Source organism: Pseudonocardia sp. CA-142604, assembly GCF_050948475.1.
GTDB classification, from domain to species: domain Bacteria; phylum Actinomycetota; class Actinomycetes; order Mycobacteriales; family Pseudonocardiaceae; genus Pseudonocardia; species Pseudonocardia alaniniphila.
In genome coordinates this window covers 4,741,072-4,765,045 of the sequence record NZ_CP192045.1, presented here as the reverse complement: position 1 = coordinate 4,765,045, position 23,974 = coordinate 4,741,072, and the positions used below count along the sequence as shown (strand labels likewise).

General features: G+C 71.4%; 23 protein-coding genes. 13 read left to right on the top strand and 10 right to left on the bottom strand.

Translation table 11 applies throughout. The features are described from left to right. Positions 1–45 precede the first annotated feature (45 nt). From ACQPZQ_RS21535 to phnE, 4 genes are all read left to right on the top strand, one after another. The gene (locus ACQPZQ_RS21535; RefSeq protein ID WP_433298627.1) at positions 46–1,419 is read left to right on the top strand and encodes a diacylglycerol/lipid kinase family protein; all 1,374 of its coding nucleotides are present in this window, start codon (positions 46–48) and stop codon (positions 1,417–1,419) included. A gap of 201 nt (positions 1,420–1,620) precedes the next feature. Then, positions 1,621–2,574, top strand: coding sequence for a phosphate/phosphite/phosphonate ABC transporter substrate-binding protein (locus ACQPZQ_RS21530; protein ID WP_433298625.1), 954 nt, complete (start codon positions 1,621–1,623; stop codon positions 2,572–2,574). A gap of 26 nt (positions 2,575–2,600) precedes the next feature. Further along, positions 2,601–3,395, top strand: a complete 795-nt coding sequence (phnC, locus tag ACQPZQ_RS21525) for a phosphonate ABC transporter ATP-binding protein (protein ID WP_433298623.1) — start codon at positions 2,601–2,603, stop codon at positions 3,393–3,395. Beyond that, on the top strand, positions 3,392–5,116 hold the full coding sequence (gene phnE, locus ACQPZQ_RS21520) for a phosphonate ABC transporter, permease protein PhnE (protein ID WP_433298621.1): 1,725 nt from the start codon (positions 3,392–3,394) through the stop codon (positions 5,114–5,116). Before phnC ends, phnE begins: the two co-directional genes overlap by 4 nt. Positions 5,117–5,126: 10 nt before the next feature. Here phnE and ACQPZQ_RS21515 read toward each other — a convergent pair whose 3' ends face one another. Further along, on the bottom strand, positions 5,127–5,651 hold the full coding sequence (locus ACQPZQ_RS21515) for a hypothetical protein (protein WP_433298619.1): 525 nt from the start codon (positions 5,649–5,651) through the stop codon (positions 5,127–5,129). Positions 5,652–5,955: 304 nt separating this feature from the next. Between ACQPZQ_RS21515 and ppk2 the strand changes: the two genes are divergently transcribed. Next, the gene (gene ppk2, locus ACQPZQ_RS21510) at positions 5,956–6,942 is read left to right on the top strand and encodes a polyphosphate kinase 2 (protein WP_433298617.1); all 987 of its coding nucleotides are present in this window, start codon (positions 5,956–5,958) and stop codon (positions 6,940–6,942) included. A gap of 7 nt (positions 6,943–6,949) precedes the next feature. Here the strand turns inward: ppk2 and ACQPZQ_RS21505 are convergent, their stop codons facing one another. Beyond that, entirely contained in the window at positions 6,950–8,047 is a 1,098-nt protein-coding gene (locus ACQPZQ_RS21505; RefSeq protein WP_433298615.1) for a hypothetical protein, read from the bottom strand. 187 nt (positions 8,048–8,234) lie between these two features. Further along, positions 8,235–9,197, bottom strand: coding sequence for a LysR family transcriptional regulator (locus tag ACQPZQ_RS21500; RefSeq protein WP_433298613.1), 963 nt, complete (start codon positions 9,195–9,197; stop codon positions 8,235–8,237). Between the two features lie 156 nt (positions 9,198–9,353). Here ACQPZQ_RS21500 and ACQPZQ_RS21495 point away from each other — a divergent pair, with 156 nt between their 5' ends. Then, positions 9,354–10,535 (top strand): NAD(P)/FAD-dependent oxidoreductase, encoded by a 1,182-nt coding sequence (locus tag ACQPZQ_RS21495; RefSeq protein WP_433298611.1) that lies wholly within the window; start codon positions 9,354–9,356, stop codon positions 10,533–10,535. 15 nt (positions 10,536–10,550) lie between these two features. Here ACQPZQ_RS21495 and ACQPZQ_RS21490 read toward each other — a convergent pair whose 3' ends face one another. Continuing rightward, complete coding sequence (locus ACQPZQ_RS21490; RefSeq protein ID WP_433298609.1) at positions 10,551–11,549, bottom strand: zinc-dependent alcohol dehydrogenase family protein; 999 nt, start codon at positions 11,547–11,549, stop codon at positions 10,551–10,553. A gap of 529 nt (positions 11,550–12,078) precedes the next feature. Here ACQPZQ_RS21490 and ACQPZQ_RS21485 point away from each other — a divergent pair. The 6 genes from ACQPZQ_RS21485 (at position 12,079) to ACQPZQ_RS21460 (ending at position 16,287) form a co-directional block, all read left to right on the top strand. Beyond that, positions 12,079–12,294 carry a hypothetical protein gene (locus ACQPZQ_RS21485; RefSeq protein ID WP_433298607.1) on the top strand — a complete coding sequence of 72 codons (216 nt, stop codon included), beginning with the start codon at positions 12,079–12,081 and terminating at the stop codon, positions 12,292–12,294. Then, positions 12,291–13,292 carry a hypothetical protein gene (locus ACQPZQ_RS21480; protein ID WP_433298605.1) on the top strand — a complete coding sequence of 334 codons (1,002 nt, stop codon included), beginning with the start codon at positions 12,291–12,293 and terminating at the stop codon, positions 13,290–13,292. The genes ACQPZQ_RS21485 and ACQPZQ_RS21480 overlap by 4 nt, the downstream gene beginning before the upstream one ends. A gap of 67 nt (positions 13,293–13,359) precedes the next feature. After that, entirely contained in the window at positions 13,360–14,133 is a 774-nt protein-coding gene (locus ACQPZQ_RS21475) for an SDR family NAD(P)-dependent oxidoreductase (protein WP_433298603.1), read from the top strand. A 48-nt stretch (positions 14,134–14,181) separates the two neighbouring features. Next, on the top strand, positions 14,182–14,862 hold the full coding sequence (locus ACQPZQ_RS21470; RefSeq protein ID WP_433298601.1) for a methyltransferase: 681 nt from the start codon (positions 14,182–14,184) through the stop codon (positions 14,860–14,862). A gap of 52 nt (positions 14,863–14,914) precedes the next feature. Beyond that, positions 14,915–15,670 (top strand): MerR family transcriptional regulator, encoded by a 756-nt coding sequence (locus ACQPZQ_RS21465; protein ID WP_433298599.1) that lies wholly within the window; start codon positions 14,915–14,917, stop codon positions 15,668–15,670. After that, the gene (locus ACQPZQ_RS21460) at positions 15,667–16,287 is read left to right on the top strand and encodes a hypothetical protein (RefSeq protein WP_433298597.1); all 621 of its coding nucleotides are present in this window, start codon (positions 15,667–15,669) and stop codon (positions 16,285–16,287) included. The genes ACQPZQ_RS21465 and ACQPZQ_RS21460 overlap by 4 nt, the downstream gene beginning before the upstream one ends. A 99-nt stretch (positions 16,288–16,386) precedes the next feature. On the opposite strand, the gene fabG is transcribed toward ACQPZQ_RS21460, so the two are convergent. The 5 genes from fabG to ACQPZQ_RS21435 form a co-directional block, all read right to left on the bottom strand. Beyond that, complete coding sequence (gene fabG / locus ACQPZQ_RS21455; protein ID WP_241040561.1) at positions 16,387–17,148, bottom strand: 3-oxoacyl-ACP reductase FabG; 762 nt, start codon at positions 17,146–17,148, stop codon at positions 16,387–16,389. Positions 17,149–17,462: 314 nt separating this feature from the next. Beyond that, positions 17,463–18,176 carry a class II aldolase/adducin family protein gene (locus ACQPZQ_RS21450; protein WP_433298595.1) on the bottom strand — a complete coding sequence of 238 codons (714 nt, stop codon included), beginning with the start codon at positions 18,174–18,176 and terminating at the stop codon, positions 17,463–17,465. A gap of 14 nt (positions 18,177–18,190) precedes the next feature. After that, positions 18,191–19,189: an ABC transporter substrate-binding protein gene (locus ACQPZQ_RS21445; RefSeq protein WP_433298593.1), complete on the bottom strand. Its 999-nt coding sequence runs from the start codon at positions 19,187–19,189 to the stop codon at positions 18,191–18,193. Continuing rightward, complete coding sequence (locus tag ACQPZQ_RS21440; RefSeq protein ID WP_433298591.1) at positions 19,186–20,544, bottom strand: MFS transporter; 1,359 nt, start codon at positions 20,542–20,544, stop codon at positions 19,186–19,188. The genes ACQPZQ_RS21445 and ACQPZQ_RS21440 overlap by 4 nt, the downstream gene beginning before the upstream one ends. 95 nt (positions 20,545–20,639) lie before the next feature. Next, positions 20,640–21,317 carry a PadR family transcriptional regulator gene (locus ACQPZQ_RS21435; RefSeq protein ID WP_433298589.1) on the bottom strand — a complete coding sequence of 226 codons (678 nt, stop codon included), beginning with the start codon at positions 21,315–21,317 and terminating at the stop codon, positions 20,640–20,642. Between the two features lie 194 nt (positions 21,318–21,511). On the opposite strand from ACQPZQ_RS21435, the gene ACQPZQ_RS21430 reads away from it, so the two are divergent. Next, complete coding sequence (locus ACQPZQ_RS21430) at positions 21,512–22,303, top strand: FadR/GntR family transcriptional regulator (protein WP_433298587.1); 792 nt, start codon at positions 21,512–21,514, stop codon at positions 22,301–22,303. Between the two features lie 518 nt (positions 22,304–22,821). On the opposite strand, the gene ACQPZQ_RS21425 is transcribed toward ACQPZQ_RS21430, so the two are convergent. Continuing rightward, on the bottom strand, positions 22,822–23,916 hold the full coding sequence (locus ACQPZQ_RS21425) for an IS110 family transposase (RefSeq protein ID WP_433298585.1): 1,095 nt from the start codon (positions 23,914–23,916) through the stop codon (positions 22,822–22,824). Positions 23,917–23,974: the final 58 nt, after the last annotated feature.

Genomic DNA, 23,974 nt, shown 5'->3' with positions numbered 1-23,974 from the left:
CCGTGGCGGACATCCGTGGCATTCGGATCGAGGAGGTCGGCACCCATGAAGCTCGGCGAGGCGGGCCGCACGCCCCCTGACCTCCGACGACGAGCGGCAGCCGCTTTGGCGCTGGCCGCGCTCCTCGCCGCACTCGTGGTCGTGATCGTGCACGTCCTGCAGAACCCCGGGCGAGTCCTGCTCGCGCTGGCCCTGGTCGTCATCGCGGTGATCGCCGGATGGACCGCGCTGGTGAACCGCCGTGGGCGCCGGATCGCGGCAGCGGCCGCGGGGGTCCTGGCGCTTGCGGGGATCGTCGTGCTGCTGATCGGCTCGGTGGCGGAGCTCGCGGTGCTGATCGGTCTGGTGGTCCTGTCGACGGTCTCCGCCCGGGCAGCACTCGGCCGGGACCTGGCGCCCGTGCGGAAAGGTGCCCGGTCGGTCGGGCCCTCCCGCCACGGCGTCCTCCTGATGAATCCGTGGTCGGGCGGCGGGAAGGTCAAGCACTTCGCCCTGGAGGACGAGGCGATGCGCCGGGGCATCAGGCCGGTCGTCCTGCACCACGGCGACGATCTCCGGTCCCTGGCCGAGCAGGCGGTGGCCGACGGGGCGGACGTGATCGGCATGGCGGGCGGTGACGGCTCACAGGCGCTGGTCGCGGACGTGGCGCGACAACACGACGTGGGGTTCGTCTGCGTACCCGCGGGCACCCGCAACCACTTCGCGCTCGACCTCGGGCTCGACCGCGACGACGTGGTGGCCGCGTTGGACGCCTACGACACGGCGGTGGAGTGGCGCGTCGACCTCGCCATGCTCGGCGAGCGCGTCTTCGTCAACAACGCCTCGCTCGGCGTCTACGCCACCGTCGTGCAGTCCGACGCCTACCGTGACGCCAAGCTCGCGACCACGGCGCAGTTGCTCCCCGAGCTGCTCGGACCGAACGCACAGCGCTTCGACCTGCGCTTCACCGGCCCCGACGGTGCGGACACCCGCTCGGCCGACATCGTTCTCGTCTCCAACGGCGTCTACCGGCTCGACCGGCTGTCCGGCTTCGGCACCCGGGAGCGGTTGGACGCAGGCGTCCTCGGAATCGTCTCGATGACGGTCGACCGCGCCCGTGACGTCCCGGGCCTGATCGCGGCCGAGGCCACAGGACGCATCGCGGACTTCCGTGGCTACAAGGAGTGGACGGCACCGGAGTTCGTGGTGCGTTCCGGCGACGAGCTCGTCAACGTCGGCGTCGACGGGGAGGCGCTCGCACTGCCACCCCCGCTGGTCTTCCGCTCGCTTCCGGGCGCGCTCCGCGTGCGCACACCCCTCCATGCGCCCGGTGCATCCCCCGCGGCCGTCGCGGCGCCGGGGATCTGGGGTGCAACCGCCGCGCTCACCCGGGTGCTGGCCGGACGCCCGGCGGGACGGCCGGCTCCGGCGGACGCCTGACCTCGTCGAGGACGACCCCCAGTCGATGCGCCGGACGCACCGATGGCGTGTCCGATCTGTCCGAACTGCTCTGTTGAAGTGACTTGATCCGTTCGTTCGTCTGTAACCACACAGTGTCTGGCCGGGCATGCGACCGCTCCACCCTCGCTGCCGTCCGCTTCCGGCGCGCCACCAGCGCGCAGCGGACGTGGAGGAGCCACGATGGGATTCACGGTCCGACGTACCGCCGCCGCGGCAGCGGCAGGCGCTGCGCTACTCGTGCTGAGCGCCTGCGGTCAGAGCGCGGTCGAGAGTTCAGGGGCAGCCGGGGGCGAATCGGGCACCGTGGTGTTCGCCGCCGTGCCGTCCGAGGAATCGACATCGCTGCAACAGAGCTATCAGTCGGTCATCAGCCTGCTCGAGAAGGAGACCGGCCAGAAGGTCCAGTTCCAGAACGCCACGGACTACGCGGCGGTCATCGAGGGCATGCGCGCGGGTCAGATCGACATCGCCGGGTTCGGCCCGTTCTCCTACGTGCTCGCCAAGAACCAGGATGCGGGTATCACGCCGGTGGCGGCCCTGGTGGACAAGAAGGGCGACGAGCCGGGCTACCAGTCCTACGCGATCACGGTGAACGACTCCCCCATCACCGATCTCGCGGGATTCGCCGGACAGACGGTCTGTTTCGTCGACCCGAACTCCACGTCCGGATACCTCTACCCGACGGCAGGCCTGATCGAGGCGGGGGTGAATCCGGCCACGGGCGTCACTCCCGTCTTCGCCGGCGGACACGACGCGTCGGCCCTCGCCGTTGCGAGCGGGCAATGTGCGGCGGGCTTCGCCTACGACTCGATCGTCGACACCCAGCTCATCGAGTCCGGGCAGTTGAAGCCCGGCCGGCTGCGCACGGTGTGGAAGTCGGAGACGATCGCCGGATCGCCCGTGGCGGTTGCCAGTGACGTCGACCCGCAACTACGGCAGAAGATCGCCGACGCCTTCACGCAGAAGGCCAACGTCGACTACCTGACCGCCAACGGATTCTGCGCCTCGGCGGACACGTGCGAGGTCGGCGAGGAAGGCGGCTGGGGCTACGTCACCGTCGACGATGCCTTCTACAACGGCGTGCGCCGCGTCTGCGACATCACCAAGGCCGAGTCCTGCACGAGCCTGGGCTGAGCCCGGTGCCGCAGGAGGGGATTCGCATGCACGGCGACAGCATGATCGAACTGACAGATGTCGGTAAGCGATTCGCGCCCGACGTCGTCGCATTGGACGGTGTCTCGCTCAGCGTCCGCGCCGGGGAGATCGTGGTGTTGCTCGGGCTCTCCGGTTCAGGGAAGTCGACCCTGCTGCGGCACATCAACGGTCTGCACCAGCCGTCGACCGGGACGGTGCGGGTGCTCGGCAGCGATGCCGGCCGCGCCCGTGGTGCGGAGCTGCGCCGCTTGCGCACCCGCATCGGCTTCGTGTTCCAGCAGTTCCACCTCGTGGGGAGCGCGAACGTCCTCGAGAACGTCTGCACCGGCGCACTGGGTGGGCTGCACGGACCGCGTCTCGGGCTGCTGAGCTACCCACGGCGTATCCGCCGCGCCGCGCTCGAACAACTCGACCGTGTCGGGCTCGCGGACCAGCGGTTCCAGCGCGCCGACACGTTGTCGGGCGGGCAGCAGCAACGCGTGGCGGTGGCGCGGGCCCTGCTGCAGCGGCCCCGGATCCTGCTCGCCGACGAGCCCGTCGCCTCACTCGATCCAGAGTCCTCCGCACAGGTCATGCAGCTGATTGCCGACGTCAGCCGCGAGGACGGCCTCACCGTGCTCTGCAGCCTCCATCAGGTCGAGGTGGCGTTGTCGTTCGGCGAGCGGATCGTCGGGTTGCGGTCGGGGCGGGTGGTGCTCGATCGGCCTGCCGAGGACGTCGGCCGCTCCGAGGCGATGGCCGTCTACGCGGACGCGCCATTGCCTGCCGTGCTCGCCGGTGCGGAGCGATTCGGCCGGTGAGCGCGCTCGGCACCTCGCCGCCCGATCCGCGTCCCCGCCATCCGGGCACAACGGTCGCACCGCCGTCGCGGACGGGCACCGCGGCCGCCCTCGTCCTCCTCGTGCTGCTGTGTGCGGCGGTCTGGTCGGTCGGCGAGCTCCGGCTGAATGTCGCCACGCTGGTGGACAGCGTGGGCAACGCGGCCGATTTCCTCTCCATAACCCTGCCGCTGGACTTCCCGCCGCTGGGCGAGCTCCTGTCGCTGACCGGGCAGACGATCGCGATCGTCGTTTGCGCGACCCTGCTGTCGGTGCTGGTCAGTGTGCCGATCGCGGTGCTGGCCGCGGGCAACACCACGCCCGCGCTCGCCGCACGCTACGGCGGCCGCACCGTGATCGTGGTGGCCCGGGCGGTGCCCGACGTCGTGCTCGCGATCGTGTTCTTCCGCCTCTTCGGCCTCGGCACGCTCGCCGGCGTGCTCGCGATGGGCCTGCATTCGGTGGGCATGGTCGGGAAGCTCTACGCCGATGCGATCGAGCAGATCGACGAAGGCCCACGCACCGCCGTCCGCGCGACGGGAGCGCGCCCCGTGCAGGAGCTGGTGGCCGGCGTTCTCCCGCAGGTGCTTCCCGCGTTCGTGGCCACGGCCCTGCATCGTTTCGACATCAACCTGCGGATCTCCGTGCTGCTCGGGTTCGTCGGGGTCGGCGGCCTGGGCTTCGAGATCGCGAACGCGCTGCGCCGGCTGGACTACCAGCGGGGTGTCGCGCTCGCGCTGGTCGTCCTCGCCCTGTGCGTGGCCGCGGAACTCGTGTCCGGAGCCGTCCGCCGAGCCCTGCTCGGTGGGCACGGTGAACAGGCCCACCGGCGGGGCGGTGTCGCCCGCGCCGTGGGGCGACGCATCGACACCCTGCGCGCGCACCCGCTGCCGGGACCGGGCAGGGCCGTGCCCGATGCCGGACGGGTGACCCCGCCGTGGACACCGCACCGCGTGCGGGGCGCGCTCTTCGGCGGGGTCACCGTGCTCGTCGTCGTCGCGTCCGTGGCCGGGGCGGACCTCTCGCCGTGGCGGATCGTCACGGGCCTCCCGGACATGGTCGACACGCTGGCCCTGTTCTGGCCGCCGACGACGGGCGGGATCCTGCCCATCCTGCTCGCCGAGCTGGCGGTCACCGTGCAGATCGCACTCGCGGCGACGCTCCTCGGCGCCGTGCTGGCGCTGCCCGTCGGTGCGTTCGCCGCGCGGAACGTGAGTCCCACTCCGGAGACGGCCGCCGTGTTCCGGATGGTCATCGTCGTGGTGCGGGGCGTGCCCGAGCTCGTGCTGGCCATCGTCTTCGTCGTGATCACCGGCCTGGGGCCGGTGGCAGGAGCGCTCGCGCTGGCAATCGGCGCAACGGGGTTGCTGGGCAAGCTCGTGGCCGACTCCCTGGAGGAGACCGACGTGCACGTGCAGCAGGCCGTGCGGGCATCGGGCGCGTCCCGTTCGCAGGTGTTCGTCGCCGTGACGCTGCCCCAGGCGGCGCCCGCCATCGCGGCGCACCTGCTCTACCAGCTCGACGTCAACATCCGTTCGGCCACCCTCCTGGGCATCGTCGGCGCGGGCGGGATCGGTTTCTACCTGCTCAATGCCTCGCGAGTGATGGAGTTCGGCGTCGTCACCACGATCACGTTGATGGTGTTCGCCACGGTCATGGCCGTCGAACTGCTCGCGCTGTGGCTGCGCCGTGCGGTGTCGTGATCCCGCGGCGCTACGGCGTCGCGGACTCGGCGCGCACGCTCTCGATGATCCGATCGATGTCCTCCGCGCGCTCGGCGGTGGCGCCGCCGTCTCGGGAGTACGTGTCGAGCTCACGAGCCGCGTAGGTGACCAGCTCGTGGACGTTGCGCCTGTCCTGCGCACCATCGCCGGCGCCGTGAGCGACGGCGTCGAGATGGAGCCGCCAGCCGTCGAGTTCGAGCCGGGAGCAGTGGACGAAGAGCACCTTCTCCAGCTCCGCCCCGTCATCGCCGGGATCGGTGGTCCGGGCGATCTCGGTCCGCAGGTCGTCGAGGCCGATGTCGAGACGCGCCCGATAGTCGGCCCAGTCCTGGTCCACGACGTCCTGGCAGCGGTCGTGGGCCCGCACGAGGTGCGTCAGCAGGGTGTCGAGGGCCGCTCTCACGCGCCCGGCCGCCCTGGTGTCGGAGGCCCCGTCAGCCGCAGCCCGGACAGCGCGCGTGACCTCCGCCAACCGATGTTCCCGCGGATCCGGCGATGACGAGATCGTGGTCACGAAGAGTGAGAATATGACGACCGCGCGAGCAGATACCACGACGGAAAGCTGAACAATGGATGACGGGAAGCGTCCGATCAGTACACGTAGGACTGTCCGGCTGGCGTAGTACCAGTGGCGCCGTTCGGACAAATAGTGCTACTCCGCATGTCGGCAGCCGGTATGTCCGGCCGGATCGCCTTTATGTCGGTCATCGGACCCGACGGGAAACCACCCTGGGCTGCGGTGCGCCCGCTGTTGACAGCGCGGCCGTGGTCGTCACAGGCTCTGCGTCGCCGGCTCAAGCAGCGAGGATGGGATTCGATTGACTTCCGTTGACCAGATCGTGAGCTCGTTTCGCCAAACGCCGCGGGCCGCGGGTCACTCCGAGCGGACCCGCCGGGAGCTCCGGGACGCGCTGGCGGCCGTCGACCTCCTCGACGGCCTCGACGATCTGACGATCCAGGAGCTCGACGACGACGAGGTTCTTCTCATGTCGCGGGACGGGCGCGAGATCGCCACCTGGCAGCAGGACTACCCCTACGACGAGCGGATGACCCGCGACGAGTACGAGATCCGCAAACGCGCGCTCCAGATCGAGCTGCTGAAGATGCAATCCTGGGCCAAGGACACCGGGCAACGGATCGTGGTGCTGTTCGAAGGCCGCGACGCCGCCGGTAAAGGCGGCACGATCAAGCGATTCATGGAGCACCTCAACCCGCGTGGCGCCCGGGTGGTGGCCCTCGAGAAGCCGTCGCCGCGCGAGCAGTCGCAATGGTACTTCCAGCGCTATTTCAGCCAGCTGCCCTCGGCAGGGGAGATAATTCTCTTCGACCGCTCCTGGTACAACCGCGCCGTTGTCGAACCCGTCATGGGATTCTGCACCGACGACGAGTACGAGGAGTTCATGCAGCAGACGCCCGCGCTCGAGGAAGCGTTGGTGGGCACCGGCATTCATCTGGTGAAGCTCTGGTTCTCCGTCTCCCGCGCCGAGCAGCGCACGCGATTCACGGTTCGGGTCATCGACCCGCTGCGGCAGTGGAAACTCAGCCCGGTCGACCTGGCGGCTCTGGAGCGCTGGGACGACTACACGCGGGCGAAGGAGAGGATGTTCGCCCGCACCGACACCGCAGTGTCGCCGTGGACCGTCGTGAAGAGCAACGACAAGAAGCGCGGCCGGATCGCCGCACTGAGCTGGGTACTGTCCAACCTGGACTACCCCACGAAGGACCCGGACGTCGTCGGCACGCCCGACCCGCTCATCGTCGGGTCGCCTTCCGACGTCTACGAGGTCAGCGAACGCCCCTCGTAACCCGCGCTCATCGTCGGGCCGGCTTCGGTTTGGTGCCGTTGTTGCGCAGGGATCCGAGCCGGTTCAGGACGTCGAACCAGAACGGGGCACCGAAGGCGGCCGCAACCGCGGTGAAGGCGAGTCCGAGGGCTGTGGCGAGCCAGTCGGTCACGCCGGGTGCCGCCGCGGTGCTCGTTCCGGGCTCGCGGACACACGCGGCAAGGTCCAGCGGACAGCCCGCAGGCCAGCCCACGGGAAGTCCGACCGTGTCGAGCTGCTCCAGAACGCCCCGCGCGCAGTCGGCCGCTCCCGACCCGGCGATCTCCTCCCCCTCCCCGTCGCCGGGGTTCGCGGCCGGCGCGCCGCCGGTCGGCGGTGGGGCCGGGGTGCCGCATACGGCCGGGTTGGCCGCCACCTGTGCGACGGCTTCGCGGACGATCCCGTCGCCGTAGAGGGCGGCGGCGATCCGGACCGAGTCGACGTTGAACGCGATCGCGATCAGCACCCCGACCACGACGATTCCGCGCTTCGTCCAGCGCTTGTACCAGCCCGACACCCGCTCCATCTGCGACTCGTACCAGTGTTCGATCGCGGTCAGGAACTGCTCAGGGTCACCCTGCGCGCGCTTCCACAGCCCGTCGAGCGAGCGGGCCAGCGCCGGCGAGTCGAGCCCGGCGATCCGCTCCTCGATCCGGCCATCGGTCACTCCACCCAGCAGGACATCCACGAGGGCGGTGGCCACATCGGAGGCCGGGAGGTAGGACGGTAGCCGGGTGTAGCGGCCGTCCGGACCGCTCTGCCGCCGGGCCCGCAGCAAGGGATGGGCCATCACCCGCACCAGATCCGACTCCGCCGCCTGCCCCACCGTCGGACGGAGCACCGACTGGTAGAGGGCATCCTCCGCCCGGGCCGCCTCGAACAGCGCGAGCGGCGACCACCAGTACCGCGGGCGGTGGCCTCTGTCCTCGACGAGCATCGCCTGGACGCCGCGCAGCAGGAACTTCGCACGCTTCCGTTGCAGATTCGCCCACCACTCGATGACCGCCGAACTCAGCAACGCCACCAGGAAGAACACGAACGACAATCCGATGACGGTGTCCAGGACCGCCGAACCCAGCACACCCACCCCCAGCATCCCCGCGGCCGGTTCGATGAGCAGAGCAGATGCGGGTGCGCGCCGTTAAGGCAGGTCTCGGCCCGCAAACGGCTCGTTCACGCCCGTACACCTGCACACCATGGATCGGCAATCTGTGCTGATGCGGGGCGCGTTTCATCGGTGGGCCGCAGCCACCGAGTAATCAGGAGCGCTCGGGTCACGATCGCGGAGTGCGGTCGATCTCGGGTAGCCAGTCGCGCCTCGCATCGAACCGCCGGTTTGCGCGGTCGATCGCGAGCAGACACCGGAGGAAGCGCGCGAGAACCGGGTCGGCGTCGTCGCGTCGCCACACCACCGACCAGGGATACCGAGGCACCGGGTCGACCAGCCGGACGACGCGGCACCCCGACCCCGCCGGGACGGGAATGTCGGCCGGTACGAGCGTCATCATGTGCGCTCGCTCGCCGAGCTGCCTCACCACCTGGTCGATCCCCAGGTTCGTGCCCGTCGCGTCGACCCGGGCCCCGAACGATTCGGCGAACCGGCGGATGTAGCCGCTGAACTCCGGGGCGTCCCGGGTGGTCGGCGCCCACAACGTGGTGCCCTCGAGATCGGCCGGCCGGAGGCTCGTGCCGGCGAGTGGATGCTCGTCACGCAGGAGAACCCCCTGAGCGTCCAGATGCACCAGGGCATGCCGCAGTGATCGTGGCCATGGCGTGCCGAGGTCGTGCACCCTGCCGAAGGCGGCGTCGACCTCGCTGCGCAGAAGGGCGGCAGTGGCTGCGGCGAGGCCACGCCGCATGCTCGGCTCGACCTCGAGACCGTCGTCGGCGTCGAGCACGCGGCCGACCAGGCGCAGCGGGGCGAGAAGCTGGCCCCAGACGTCGACGCGCAGCCGCGCGTTCCCGTTGCGTGCCGTCGCGGCCGCGGAATCGGCGAACACGAGGAGCCGGCGCGCCTCGGGGAGGAATCGTCTGCCGGCGTCGGTGAGCTCGACACTGCGGCCGCTCCGGGAGAAGAGCGGACCGCCCAGCGCGTGCTCGAGGCGTTGCACCCGCTTCGACAGCGCCTGCTGGGTGAGGTGCAGATGGGCGGCCGCGCGGCTGAAGTTCAGCGCATCAGCGGCCGCGACGAAGGCGCGGACCTGCGCAAGGTCGAGATCCACCTGGCCGTCGCGCACGCTTCTACTCCCCCCGCCACCGCCCGGCGGATGTCTACGCGGACAACCGATGGTTGTGCAAGCGGCCGGAGATCTGTTGGACGCCGCGCACTCGCCGTTGCTTCGCTGGACGCGGCGGTCCGGGACGGTCCGCGTGACCCGCGAGGAGGTGGCCCGGTGGCCGAGCGAGATGCACGTGTTCACACCGTGGTGCTGGGGGCCGGCTACACCGGAACGCTGACGGCGATCCGCCTCGCGCGTCGCGTGCGGCGGGGAGCGGTCACGCTCGTGAACCCATCGCCGCTGTTCACCGAACGGCTGCGGATGCACCAGCTCGCCACCGGCCAGCGACTCGCCGAGATCGCGCTGCCCGACCTCCTGGCCGGGGCGGGCGCCACTTTCGTCCAGGGCCGGGCACGCGGCATCGACCTCGCCGCCCGGCGTATCGACATCGACACCGCCGAGGGAGTCACGCAGATCGGCTTCGACCACCTCGTCTGCGCGACGGGCAGCGCAACCAACAGTGCGGCCGTGCCAGGGATCGCCGAGCACGCGCACACACTAGATGGGCCGAGCGCTGCCGCGGCCCTGGCCGCCCGCTTACGCGATCTGCCCCGGGGCGGGGCCGTCGTGGTGTGCGGCAACGGGTTCACCGGCGTCGAGGCCGCCACGGAGATCGCGGAGTCGTTCCCGCACCTGCGGGTGATGCTGCTCGGTCGGGGAGAAGCCGGCGCGACGATGGGTCCGGGGGCCCGCGCCCACCTCGACGCGGCCCTGAACCGTCTGCGTATCGGCGTGCGCAGCGGCATCGAAGTACGGAAGATCCTCCCGGACGCGGTGGAGCTGGCGGGCGGTGAGCTCGTGCGCTTCGACGCGTGCCTCTGGACGGGCGGGTTCGTCGCCCCGCCCCTGGCCCGGGACGCGGGCCTCCACGTGGACGGGCAGGGTCGCGTGATCGTCGATGCCTTCCTCCGCTCCGTCTCACATCCGGAGGTCTTCGCCGTCGGCGACTCCGCCGCCGTGACCATGCCCTGGGGTGTGGTGCACGGAACCTGCCAGAGCGGGATCCCGTCCGCCGCCCACGTGGCGGACAACGTGGCACGCACGATCGACGGGAAGACTCTGCGCCCGTTCCGGTTCGGGTACATCCATCAGCCGGTGAGTCTCGGCCGGCGAGATGCGGTCATCCAGTTCACCCGCCCCGACGACAGCCCGCGCCGCTGGTACCTCTCCGGAAGAGCAGCGGTTGCGTACAAGGAGCTCGTGACGAGCAGCCCGCCGATCACCTTCCGGCTGTCTCGTCACCTCCGCGTTCCACAGCGGCTTCTCGCGTCCCGTGGCGGGAGAACGAGCGGCTGAGGCCTCTCACCGCTCTCACGGGACGAGGACGGCCGCGCCGGTCACGCGGCCCGCCGCGAGGTCGGCGAGCACGCGGTCGGCCTCGGCGAGGGGATGCGGCGTGACGGTGGCCTGCACCCCCAGCGCGACCGCGAGCTGCAGGAACTCCTCCCCGTCTGCTCGCGTGTTGGCCGTGACACTGCGCAGCTGCTTCTCCCGGAACAGCTCCTCGGCGTAGCCGAGACGCGGGATATCGGACAGGTAGATCCCCGCCACGGCGAGGGTGCCGCCCTGGTCGAGGGCCCGCATCGCCACCGGCACGAGCCCACCTGCCGGCGCGAAGAGCACGGCGGAGTCGAGCGGCTCGGGCGGCGGGTCGTCGGACGATCCGGCCGAGGCGGCCCCGAGGTCGAGGGCGAGCTTCCGCGCCTGCGCCGATCGCGTGAGCACGTGGACCGTGGCTCCCTGCGCGATCGCCACCTGCGCGACGATGTGCGCGGACGCCCCGAAGCCGTAGATCCCCAGCCGCCCGCCCGGAGGCAGCTCAGCGCGCTTCAGCGCCCGATACCCCACGATCCCGGCGCACAGCAATGGGGCCGCCTGCGTGTCCCCGATCCCCTTGGGCACCCGGTAGGCGAACGCCTCGGGCACCACGGCGTGCTCGGCGTAGCCGCCGTCGGCGTCCCAGCCGGTGAACGTCGCAAACGGGCAGAGGTTCTCCCGGCCGGTGCGGCACCACCGGCAGCGGCCGCAGGTGCCCCGCAGCCAGGCGACCCCCACGCGATCGCCGACCGCGAACCGATCCGCGCCTGCGCCGAGCGAGTCGACCACTCCGACGACCTCGTGGCCGGGCACCGTCGAAGGCCGTCGCGGCGGGAGATCACCCTCGGCGAGGTGCAGATCCGTGCGGCACACCCCGCAGGCCAGCACCCGCACCCGTACCTCTCCCGGCCCGGGCTCCGGCTCGGGCAGATCGACGGGACGCAGCGGACCGGTCTCGATCGGCCCGGGCTGTTCCACCACCCATGCACGCATGTCACCACCATGCCCGGTGACACCGCCGCGCTGTATCACCGCAGGCAGCACGCCACTCCTCCCCCTGATCCACCCGCCGACAGGGGGTCGAGATGTCAGCACCGGGCAATCGCGTACGGCTGGCAGTCGTGACGCTCCTCAGTGCGCTGGCGCTGGCCTGCGGCGCCGCGGCCGAGCCGGCTGCGGCGCCGCTGCCGAGAGCCTCCGATGTCGCCGCAGCAGAAACGACCGGCGTCGCCCCGCCGGAGCCACCCCCGGAAAGCCCGGCGCGGCCGGGAGGCGCACCTGTCGTCCCGCGACCGGGGAGCGGCCAGGGGCGGCCCGGCGGTGCCCCGCCCGGAGTGCGGCATGACATCCCTCAGCCGGAGAGCAACCTCGCCGACCAAGAGAACTGGGAGGCAGCAGCGAGGGACGCCTGCACGGAAGCAGGCTACGAGCCAACCTGCGTGACGCTCACGTACGACGTCCACTCGATCGACGGGCAAGGGACACGCCGGTCCATCCCGAACCCGGACCGGGCTACTTCGAGATGGAGCCGCAGCTCTACTACTACTGCGCCGTGGAAGCGATCTCCCCGCCGACCGGGGACGGTGTGAAGGTGCCTCCCGACACCCGGGTCACCGTCACCGTCGGATGCGAGGCCAACGATCCCGTGGGGCCCACAACCGATCCGATCCCGACCGACGAACCCACCGAGACGACCGCGACCACCGAGACGAGCGAGACAAGCGAGTCGGCCGGATGACCGCGGGCACGAACCAGACCGCAACCGCGCGCTCGGCTCCCGAATCCGGACCGGTCGACGCACCCGCCGCGCCCCCTCACCCGGTCGTCGAATCCTCTCCCCCCGGGGGACTCGACACGGCCGACACATTGCCGCGGGTGCTACGGCTCGTCGGCTCGATCGTCGCTCCGACGACGTTGCTGACCGGGCTGCTGTTCTACTTCGGGCTGCTCTACGCGGTCGGCTACTACCGCCACCTCGGCCTGAACTTCACGGCCCTCGACCTGCCTGCGCAGGCCTACCTGATCAACAGCGCGGACGCGGCGGTGGTTCCGCTGGCCCTCCTCGCGGTTGCCACCCTCGTAGCCATCTCGATCCATCGGCTGCCTGTCGAGCGCTGGTCGGGTCGGCCCCGGCGCGTGGCGCTCTGGGGGCTGCTGCCGGCAGCGGGCCTGCTCGGCACGGCGCTGCTCGCCCTCGTCACGGCCGACGCGATCTTCGCCCTGCCCGTGTTCCCGGCCTCGTTCGCAGAGGCAAGGGGCGTCAGCCTCACGGTCGGCGTGCTGCTCCTGGGATACGCCGCTCGGCTGTGGCGGCTCCTCGGCCCGGCCCGCCCGGGCCTGCGCACCTCCGACCCGCTGGCCGTCGCGAGAGCGGGCTGCGTCTTCCTCCTGGTGAGCATCGGACTTTTCTGGACCGTGGGGACCTACGCGGTCGGTGTCGGCATCGGGAAGGCACAGGCGTTCGCCGCGGATCTGGCATGTGTCGGGGACGTGGCCGTCTACAGCGAGACGAGCCTGAACCTGAGCACCGCAGGGCTGACGGAGGAGCCGGCGCCGAACGGCGCCGGGTTCCGGTACCCGGGTCTCAAGCTCGTGCCCCAGGCCGGGTCGCGGTACTTCCTCCTGCTCCCGGCCGACTGGGCACAGGGCCACCGACCGGCCATCCTCCTGCCACGATCGGACAGCCTTCGGCTGGAGTTCCTCCCGCTGCCGGCTGATCGCGTCGCGTCCTGTTGACCGAGCGGCCAGAGGTGATCACGGGGTTAGAGTCGGATCTCGTGCATCTCGATCGACGGGTTCCGGCATGACCGGCTACGCCACCTACCCGAGCCTGCGCGACGCCGTGGTCCTCATCAGCGGAGGTGCGAGCGGCCTGGGCGCGGAGTACGTGGCCCAGTTCGCGGCGCAGGGCGCGCGGGTCGGATTCGTCGACATCCAGACGCAGGCCGGGGACGCGCTCGTCGAGCACGTGACCGCGCAAGGCCACCCCCGGCCCCTCTTCCGCGAGTGCGACATCCGCGACCTCGACGCCTACCGGGCAGTGATCCGGGAGATCGCCGCCGAACTGGGCGACGTGCAGGTGCTCGTCAACAACGCGGGCAACGACACCCGCCACGCAGTCACCGAGATCGAGCCTGCGTACTGGGACGAGCGGATGCGGGTGAACCTCGACCACATGTTCTTCGCCGCGCAGGCCGTCGCCCCCGCCATGCGCGCCGCGGGGCGCGGATCGGTCATCAACATCGGCTCGATCAGCGCTCACATCGACTTGCTCGACCTCACCGCTTACATGACGGCCAAGGCCGCCATCGAAGGCCTCACGAGGTCCTTGGCCCGCGAGTTCGGCGCCGACGGTGTGCGCGTCAACTGCGTGCTGCCCGGCTCGGTGATGACACCACGGCAGCGGGAGACCTGGCTGACCCCTGAGGCGGACGCCTTCCGTGCCGCGGCCCAGGCCCTGCCGCACGTCCTTCATCCCGACGACATCGCGCGCATGGTGCTGTGGCTCGCCGCCGACGACAGCCGGGCATGCACGGGCCAGCGCTGGATCGTCGACGGCGGGTGGATGCACATGTAGGGCGAATTCGGTCGCGGCGCCGGCGGCGGCCGCCCTAACGTCGCGGCCGTGACCTACCGGCCCGCTATGTCCGACGACCGGATCGCGGACCTCCGACGCTGGCACGAGCGCGCCTACCGCGCGATGAGCAGCGCCGGGGAGCAGCGGTTGTCCTACCTCGGGCTCGACCTCGTGGTCCCGCCAGGCGTCTTCGCCCCGACCCCCACGTCCGACCTGCTGGGCCGGGCCGTGCTCGACGAGGTACGCGCCGGCGACCGCGTGCTCGACATGGGCACCGGTTCCGGGGTCAACGCGATCCTCGCGGCCGGCGTCGCGGCGGACGTCGTGGGTGTGGACGTCAACCCCGCCGCTGTCGAGGCGGCGACGGCGAACGCCACCCGCAACCGAGTGCACGCCACGTTCTGCGTCAGCGACGTGTACTCGGCTGTGGAGGGCAGCTTCGACCTCATGGTCATCGATCCACCGTTCCGCTGGTTCGCCCCGCGGGACATGCTCGAGTGCGCGATGGCCGACGAGGGCTACGCCGCCGTGGGCCGGTTCTTCTCCGGCATCGATGCACGCCTGCGGCCGGGCGGTCGCGTGCTGATGTTCTTCGGCACGTCCGGTGACCAGGATCATGTGCTCGGCCTCGCGACGGCGGCCGGGCTCCGGACCGAGGTGATCGCCTCCCGCGACCTGACGTTGCGCGGGGCGACGGTGACGTACTCCACCTTCCGTCTCGCGCGCTGATCCCCGGCCCGGGGCTTGACCTTGTCGCAACGTCAGGGTTTGTGATTGCTGCATGCGCATCGGCGAGCTGGCGGAGGCGGTCGGGGTGTCCACCCGCGCCGTCCGCCATTACCACCGCATCGGGCTGTTGCCCGAGCCTCCACGGCGGGTCAACGGGTACCGGACCTACGGCGTGCGTGACGTGCTGCGGCTCGCCCGGGTGCGGCGCCTCACCGAGCTGGGACTGAGCCTGGACGAGGCGGCCGACGTGCTCGCCGACGACGAGGGCCGGGAGCTGGGCGAGATCCTCGCCGAGATCGACGCCGACCTCGCCCGTCAGGAGGTGGAGATCCGGCGGCGCAGGGAGCGGCTGGCGGAGCTGCTGCGCCGGGCCGCCGATGGCCCGCTGGACGCCGACGACGCGGTGTCGGTGCCCACCGCCGAGCTGCTCGACCGGATGACCACGGCGTTCCCCGGAAGCGACGCCGCCCGGCGCGACCGGGAGTTCCTCGCGCTTCTCGACACCAGCGGGGCCGCTGCGCTCGTCGCCGAGCAGTATCGAGAGGTCCTCCATGATCCCGAGGTGGTGGCGCGCACGGCGGAGCTGTACCGCCGGTTCGACCAGCTGACGACGCGGTCCGTCGACGACCCGGACGTCACCGAACTCGCGCGGGACTTCGCCGCGGCCGTCCCCGCCGAGCTCGTGGCCGGAATCGACCCGGGCCTGGACCTCGACGCCCATCCGTTCGCCGCCGCCTTCCTCCGCGACCTCGCCCCGGCGCAGGCCGAGGTCGTCCGCCGCGTGTACGGGATCTGGAGCGGGCGATGACTCCCCTACCGATCCTTGCGCGGCGCGCCGCGGAGTTCGAGGTCGCCGGGTGGCGCAGCCTCGCCCGGTGGGTGCTGCGGCGCCCCGACGCCGGGCCCGGCGACGCGGCCTTCGCCTACCACGGTCCGATGCTGGCGCCGATCGTGGTGATACTCGTCCTGTCGGTCATCGAGGTCGTGGCGCTGGACCTGATGGTGCCGTGGCCGTGGCAATGGTTGCGCGTGGTGTTGCTGATCCTCGGCGTCTGGGGCGCGGTGCTGGTGCTCGGGATGCTCGCCGGGGTGATCGTCCACCCGCACACGGCGGGGTCGTCGGGGTTGCGCGTGCGCTACGGAGCAGGCCTCGACGTGCGCATCCCGTGGGACGCGGTCGCGGGTGCCCGGCGGGTGCGCCGCAGCCGCGACGGCCGCACGGTGCAGGTCGATGGAGCCACCCTGCACGTCGTGGTGTCCAACCAGACCACGGTCGAGGTCACGCTGAACCGGCCCGTCACCGTCGCGCTGACGGGGGGTCGCACGGCGGAGATCACCGAGCTCCGCTTCCACGCGGACGATGCCGCCGGGCTCGTGGCGGCGATCCGGGCACGAGCGGACGTGATCCCGGACCGAGCCGCCTGAGAACTCCTCGCCGCACCTGCCAGGTACGAGGTGGTGGTACGTCGAGGCCGGCCGCAGCACAGACGCTCCGGCCGGCCCCGGTGATCCGGTGCGGTGGCCTCAGGCCTTCGGACCGCCGGCCGCGTACACGACCTGGCCGGAGATGAACCCGGCGCCTTCGCTCACGAGGAACGACACCAGGTGGGCGATGTCCTCGGGCTGGCCGACCCGCCCCACCGGGATCTGCTTCGCGGACGCGGTGATGAAGTCCTCGAACGGCACACCCAGCCGATCCGCGGTGGCGCGGGTCATCTCGGTGGCGATGAATCCCGGCGCGATGGCGTTGGCGGTGACGCCGAACTTGCCCAGCTCGATCGCGAGCGTCTTGGTGAAGCCCTGTAGACCGGCCTTGGCCGTGGAGTAGTTCAGCTGGCCGCGGTTGCCCAGCGCCGACGTGCTCGACAGGCTGACGACCCGGCCCCACTTCGCCTCGACCATGTGCTTCTGCACGGCCCGGGTCATGAGGAACGCGCCGCGCAGGTGCACGCCCATCACGGTGTCCCAGTCGACCTCGGTCATCTTGAACAGCAGGTTGTCGCGCGTGACGCCGGCGTTGTTCACCAGCACGGTGGGCGCGCCGAGCTCGGCCGCGACACGGTCGACGGCCGCCTGCACCGCCTCGGGGTCGGACACGTCGACGGCCACCCCGAGCGCCCGCCCACCGGCGGTGACGATCTGCTCGGCCACGGCCTTCGCCCCGGGCTCGTCGAGGTCCAGCACAGCGACGGCCATCCCGTCGGCAGCGAGCCGCTGCGCCGTCGCGGCCCCGATGCCACGCGCTGCTCCGGTGATGATGGCGACACGGTTCGTCGCAGTGGTCATGCTCTTCCCTCTCGTCCTCCCCGCGCGCCGTCGCAGCGGGGGTCCAGCCCCGGTGGTCGCAGGCTCCAGCACAGCTCCAGGCGGCCGTGTTCGATCCCGGCCGTCCCCGACATGATGATGCGCGAGGCACGTGCCTCGCATGCCGGTACGTCCCGGATCAGACCCTGCACTGCGCTGCTGGTCCATATGCCGTGGTCGAGATCACCGGTTTCGCGGGCCTGCGACGAGCACTGACCGCTCAGCACCGCGAGATCCGGGCACGACCTCCGGGAGCAATCGCCGGACTCGTGCCCGGAATCCGGGCGACGCGCGGGCTATTCGGCGCCGGTAAGGCGGGCGAGCTCGTGGCGCCACGCGGTGGACTCGGTGAACCCGCTGCCGAGATCGGGGAGCTCGGCGAGGTCGGCGTCGGGGAGGTCGACGGGTGTACCGCCCGCGTTCGCGACGGCGAGCGCCATGCGGGCGAGGGTGTCGACGCTGATCGCGCGCAGCACCGCGTGTGCCGGGTTGTCCCCGGTGCTGGTCAGCCCGTGCCCGCGCAGGACGACCACGGGCCGGTCGCCCATCGACGCCACCATCTCGGCCGCGAGGCGCCGATCGCGCACCAGGACGGCCCGCGGGTGGACGGGCACGCCGCCCGCGGCCAGGTGGGCGCCCGGGATGTCGTAGGCCCCGAGCATCGGCCGGATCGCCAGGCCTGCGAGGTCGGCTGCCACCACGGCGAAGGGATGGGCGTGCACCACCGAACGCACCTCGGGCCGGCTGCGCAGCACCTCGGTGTGCAGCGGCAGCTCGTTCGGGACGCTGTAGCCGCCGTCGAGGTCGCCCTCGCCGTCGAGGTTCACCAGCCGGACGTCGGCGGGCTCGGTGAACGCCAGGCCCCGCTCGCGCGGGCCCCGGCAGCGCACGAGGAGGTGCTCGGCGTCGACGCGCACGCTCACGTGTCCCAGCACGCCGTCGGCGAGCCCGCGGGCGGCCATGACGCGACACGCGTCGGCGATGTCGTGGCGGACCGCCTCCAGATCCATCGTCGCCGTCCCCATCAGATCACGTAGCTCTCGAGGGTCTCGCAAACGAAGAGCTCGTCCGGCGTGAGGCGGCGTGCGGTCAGGCCCTGCTCGTGGGCGTAGCGCAGGAACACCTCGAGGGTGGCGCGGTTGCGCTCGAGCCCGTACGGCCAGAAGTCGGGGCCGAGGACCCGCCGGGTGCGCTCGACCTCGTCGTACTGCCACGGGAGCATGTAACGGTTGGCCGCGGTCTCGGACATCCGGCTCTCCGTCAACGCCTTGGCCTGCTCGAACGCGGCGAACAGCGACTGCGCCACCCACGGCCGCGCCTCGTACACGTCCCGGCGCACCACCACGACGTGCATGATCGGGAAGATCCCTGTCTCGGCGGCGTACTGCTCCTCCACGGCGCGCGGGTCGGCGAACAGGCGCCGGACCTCGGGCCGCCCCTCCAGCAGCGGGCGCGGTGTGCGCGGGGCGTAGAGGGCGTCGATCTCGCCCGTCACCAGCATGTCGGCGAGCGTCCGGTCCGGCGCGATCGGCGCGATGTCGATCTCCGGCGGCAGGTTCAGCGCCTGCTTCTCCACCCGGCCCGGCTGGTGCATCCCCCCGGTCCGGTACTTCACGGAGGACACCGGCACGTCGTGGTGGTCGGCGAGGATGCCGCGGATCCACACCACGGCCGTGAGCTGGTACTCGGGCACGCCGACGGTGCGGCCCACGAGGTCGGCCGGCTTCTCGATGCCGCTCCCGCTGTGGATGTAGATCCCGTTGTGCCGGAACGCGCGTGAGGGGAACACCGGGATCGCGACGAACGCCGTGCCGTCGGGATCAGCGGCCAGGTTCGTGACGTAGGACCCCAGGGACATCTCCGCCGCCTCGAACTCGCGGTGGCGCAGCATCCGGAAGAAGGTCTCCTCCACCGGCAGGCACAGGTAGGTGAGGTCCAGCCCGTCCGGACGGACCGATCCGTCGGCGAGCGCCTGCGTGCGGTCGTAGTCCCAGCAGGCGAGGGTCAGTGGGATGCGGCTCATGCGGCTCCTTCGTGGAGAGGGGAACGGGAGGACGGTCCGGCGTCGCGGACGGGTCGGAGCGCGGCCGCCGCACCGCCGCCCACCAGGCATGCGGCCGCGAGCACGGCGAACACGCCGACCACGGCCCACGCGGCCGCGGCCAGCGCGCCGACGACGAGAGGGCCGGCGAACGAGCCGACCCGGCCGATGCCCAGCGCCCATCCGACACCGGTCGAGCGGATCGCGGTGGAGTAGGCCACGGCGGCGAGCGCGATCACTCCCGAGCTCGCGCATCCGAGCCCGAGGCCGACGAGCACCTCCGCCGAGGCCACCCCTGACGCCGACGGGGCGAGCACACCGACCCCGACGAGCCCGATGGCGGCGAGCAGGAACGCGGCCGGCAGCACGCGGCGCGCGCCGTAGCGGGTGATCAACCAGCCGCCTGCTGCCGTGGCGACCACACTGCCTGCGTTGAACAGGGCGAGTGCCAATGCCGTGCGGGCGACCGGCAGCCCGAGGGGTGCGAGCAGGGTGGGCGCCCACGACGTGTTGACGACGAGCACGCCGAACGCCACGAAGGACGCGGTCCACAACAGCGCGGTCCCGAGCCGGCGGTCGGCGGCGAAGAGGCGGGCCACCGGAGCGCCCGCGGTGCGGTCACGCGCGTCGGCCACCAGCAGCGAGGGATCGATGGAGACGTCGGGCGCCACCCGGGCCATCGACCGCGCGACGCGCCGACGCGGTGCCCGGCGGGACACCAGGAAGATCAGCGACTCGGGGAGCGCAATCACGAGCACGACGGCCGTGAGCAGCGGGCCGACGCCGCCCACCACGAAGAGACTGTGCCAGCCGCTGGCCGGGATCAGGGCACTGCCCAGCAGCCCGGCGAGCACGCCGCCGAGGGGGAAGCCGGCGAAGAGGAGCCCGGCGACCGCGGCACGCCGCCGGGCCGGAACCACCTCGGAGGCGAGACTGATCGCGCAGGGCACCGCGGCGCCCAGTCCGAGGCCGGTGAGGAAGCGGTAGACCAGCAGTGTCGTCACCGTGTTCGCGGTGATGGTGGCGAGCGTGAACACGCCGAAGGTCACGACCGCGGCCACCAGCACCGCCTTGCGGCCCAGGCGGTCGGCCCACGGCGCGATCACGAGCCCGCCGACGGCCAACCCGGCGAGGGCGACGGAGAACACCGCGCCCAGGGCTCCCACCGGGATGTGCATCGTGGCGGCGATGGAGGGCGCGGCGAGCCCGATGATCTGCAGATCGAGACCGTCGAACAGGGCGACCAGCGCGCAGAGCGCGACGCAGAGCACCCGGACCGGGTTGAGCCGGGCCTTCTCGATCACCTCGCCGACGTTCACGGTCGCCGTTCCGGTCATCGTCGACCCTCCCGTTGCCGCCGCCGACATGAGTCACCGTATACGTAAAGACGTACATAAAACAGTGCCGGGGAGCACCGTCGCTCGCGGCGGAATCAGGTGGTGGACCGTTTCGGCGGGGTCGGGCGGTTGACGGTCTCGTCGGCCGGGAGTCCGGTCTCGCTCTCGAGCCGATCGACCAGCTCCAGCCCCTGCCGGGCCCACCGCACCTCGGTGTGGGCCCGCTCGGTCAGGCCCCGGTACACGTGCACCTTGAAGGCGACGATCGCGGCCTGCGCATGCCGTGGCGCATGCGCGAGGCGCTGTCGCAGCAACAACGTGTCGCGCCGTTCGAGCTGGTCGGCGTGCAGCTGCCACCGCACCGCCATCCGCTCGTAGTGCTCGAGGTGGCTGCGCAGGTGGCGGCGCGCCAGGTCGAACGAGCCGAACTCGAAGTAGGTGGCCTTGAGGTACGCGGCATCCCGCTCACGGGCGGGCTCGGCCACCTCGGAGACCCAGCGCAGGAGCTCGTCGCACCCGAGGTCGGTGATGAAGTAGTGCCGCTTCGTCGCGCCGGCTCCCCGCGGCGCCTCCTCGGCCTCGACCAGTCCGTCGGCCTCCATCCGGCGCAGCTCCGTGTAGATCTGCGGATGGTGGGCGTGCCACACGTAGGCGGCCGAGGCGTCGAACTGCCTGGTCAACTCGTAACCGCTCATCGGCGTGGCCTCGAGCAAGGCCAGCAGTGCATACCGCAACGCCACGGGGTCGACCTCCTGCACTCGCGCGTGGGCCACGATCCTGGCACGCGGGCGACATCCACCCATGCTGCCCACAGCCGTGTGACCGGGCTTTTCCGCCACGGCGGCGTGACGCCGCTCCACATCGGCAGGCGCCCGGCGCCCGTGACAAGATCGCGGACCCGCCCGATTGACCAGGGATCGGAGCCGGGCCAACCGGTGCCAGGTGAGTGTGGCCTTATCATCAGGCCATGAGCGCTCACTCCGACGCACCTGACACGTCGGCGCCCGACCGGTACGGCGACATGTTCAACCGCGTGAACGCGGGGCGGGTCTCGAGGCTCATCGTCGACCAGATCCGCCTGCTGATCCGCGACGGCCAGCTCAAGGCCGGCGATCGCCTACCGTCCGAGCGGGAGCTGGGCGAGCGGTTCGGCGTGAGCCGGGTGACGGTGCGCGAGGCGCTGCGAGGTCTCGAGGCCAACGGTCTCGTCACCATCCGCGTGGGCGCCCGCGGCGGGGCGTTCGTCACCGCACCGACGAGCGCACTTGTGGGAGAGGGCATCTCGGACCTGCTCACGTTCTCCGTGATCGAGCCCGGCGACGTCACGGAAGCCCGGCAGGTGTTCGAGGTCGGGATCGTGTCCCTCGTGTGCCAGCGTGCCGACGAGACGGACATCGCCGACCTGCTGGAGATCTGCGACCGCGCGGAGGCCCACCTGAAGGCGGAGAACACCTACCCCGCGGCGCTCTCGGCCGAGTTCCACGTCCGGGTTGCGCGCGCCACCCACAACGCAGCCGTCGAGATGCTCGCCCGGTCGTTCCACGGACCGATGCTGATGTCGCTGATCCGTGCACAGGAGGAGGACCCCCACGTCGGGATCCGCGGCACGGCGGAGCACCGCGAGTTCGTCCTCGCGGTGCAGCGCAGGGACGAGGCCGCAGCCGTCGCGGTGATGACCGAGCACCTCGCCCGCACGGCCCAGCGTCTCAGGAACGACCGCTCGGCTCACAAGGACGGGGGCTCGGCCACCGACAGCTAGGAGCGCGCTGAGCAACTCGGCCCTACTGCGCGGCGCCCAGGCGCGCCCTCGCGGCGTTGTCGTCGGGCCCGATACAACAGCGGTATCGGCCCCTCCTCCGCCTCGCGATCGCCCGGGCGCGGGCGTCCCGCAAGGACACTGCACCTGGATCACCGCTCGCTACGGGCGGAGTTGCTCAGCACCCCTCCTGATATGTCGGCCGGTTTTGTCAAGTGGGCAAGGTGGGGCGGTGTCCACGGCGCGCCGCTGTGGACACCGCCCCGGGGCCCGGATGGGTCAAGCTGGTGACGAGCGTGTCGGTAATCGACGCGTCGTCAGTCTGATATTCGCGGGTTGGTCACCGCAGGACGGACTGTTCGGCTCGAGCGGGGACCGCGGGTCTAGTAGCGAGCGTCGCCCCCTCGCGCTCCCCAGCGATGGGTGTGGGTAGGGGGGTGCTCATAGGAGGGTCGCGGGTCTCGCTCGCAGGCGCTGCCGTCACCGGCTCGGCTTATCCGGACGTGTGTGAGGTCCGCGGGTTAGTCGTGCAGGACGGCCAGTGACCAGCACCAGCCGGCCAGTTCACGGGCGATTGCGGTGTTGGCTATCACGGGTTGCTTGTGGCGGGCGTCGAAGCGGGCCCAGCGGGTGTGCAGGCGCTGGTTGGCGCGCTGGCCGCGGTCGCGGGCGGCCGGGGTGGCCCGATCCTGTCGGCGCCGCAGCGCCGCTGCGGGCCGGTAGCGGCGGCGGTGGTGCCAGGCCGCTTCGATCAGCAGCCGGCGGGCGTGGGCGTTGCCGGTCTTGGTGATCGAACCCTGCGACCGCGACGCCCCGGAGGAGGACTCGGTGGGCACCAGCCCGAGATAGGCCCCGATCGAGCGGCCGGTCAACCGCTGCCAGTCCCCGATCTCTACCGCGAGCCCGAACGCGGTCAACGTCGAGACCCCACGCAGGCACCCGAGCCGGGTCACGACCGGAGTGAACACACTGTCGGCGGCCATCTCGGTGATCGCGGCGTCGAGCCGGTCCCGACGTGCAACCGTGGCCAGCAAGGTGTCGTAGGCGATGTCAAAGGCCAGCCCCAACCCAGGCGCGGTGAACACCTGCGAGCGGCGTTGGGCGCGCAGCCACTGCTCGTGCACACCGGTCCACGGTTTGCCGCCGTAGTAGACGATCCCTTGGCGCAGCAACAGCTTCGACAACCGGTGCCGCGCCGACATCAGATCCCCGCGCACATCGTCGCGGGCCCGGATCAGATCGCGTGCTGCCTCCCGCTCCACGCTCGGCACCGTCACCGTAACGATCTCCCCGAGGTGCAGCAGCCGGGCGAGGTGCCGGGCGTCACGCTTGTCTGTCTTGACCCGATCCCCCGACGGCCGCTGCAGCTTGGAGGGCGCCGCCACCCAGCACTGGATCCCTTGCCCGGTCAAGAACCGGGCCAGCCCGAACCCGGTCGGCCCGGCCTCATAGGCCACAGCGACCGGGCCCGGCAGCAACCGCAGCCATCCGGCGATCTCGCCGTGATCCGGGGTCAACCGGCGCTCGAACAGCTGCCCGGTCTCCGCGTCCAGCCCGCAGGCCAGCACCGAGCGTGCGTGCACGTCCAGCCCGACACTCGTACGATTCCGCTCCACTGGGGCCTCCCACATCTTGTGGCTCTACCGGCCAGGACCCACTCCTGCCCGGCAACCC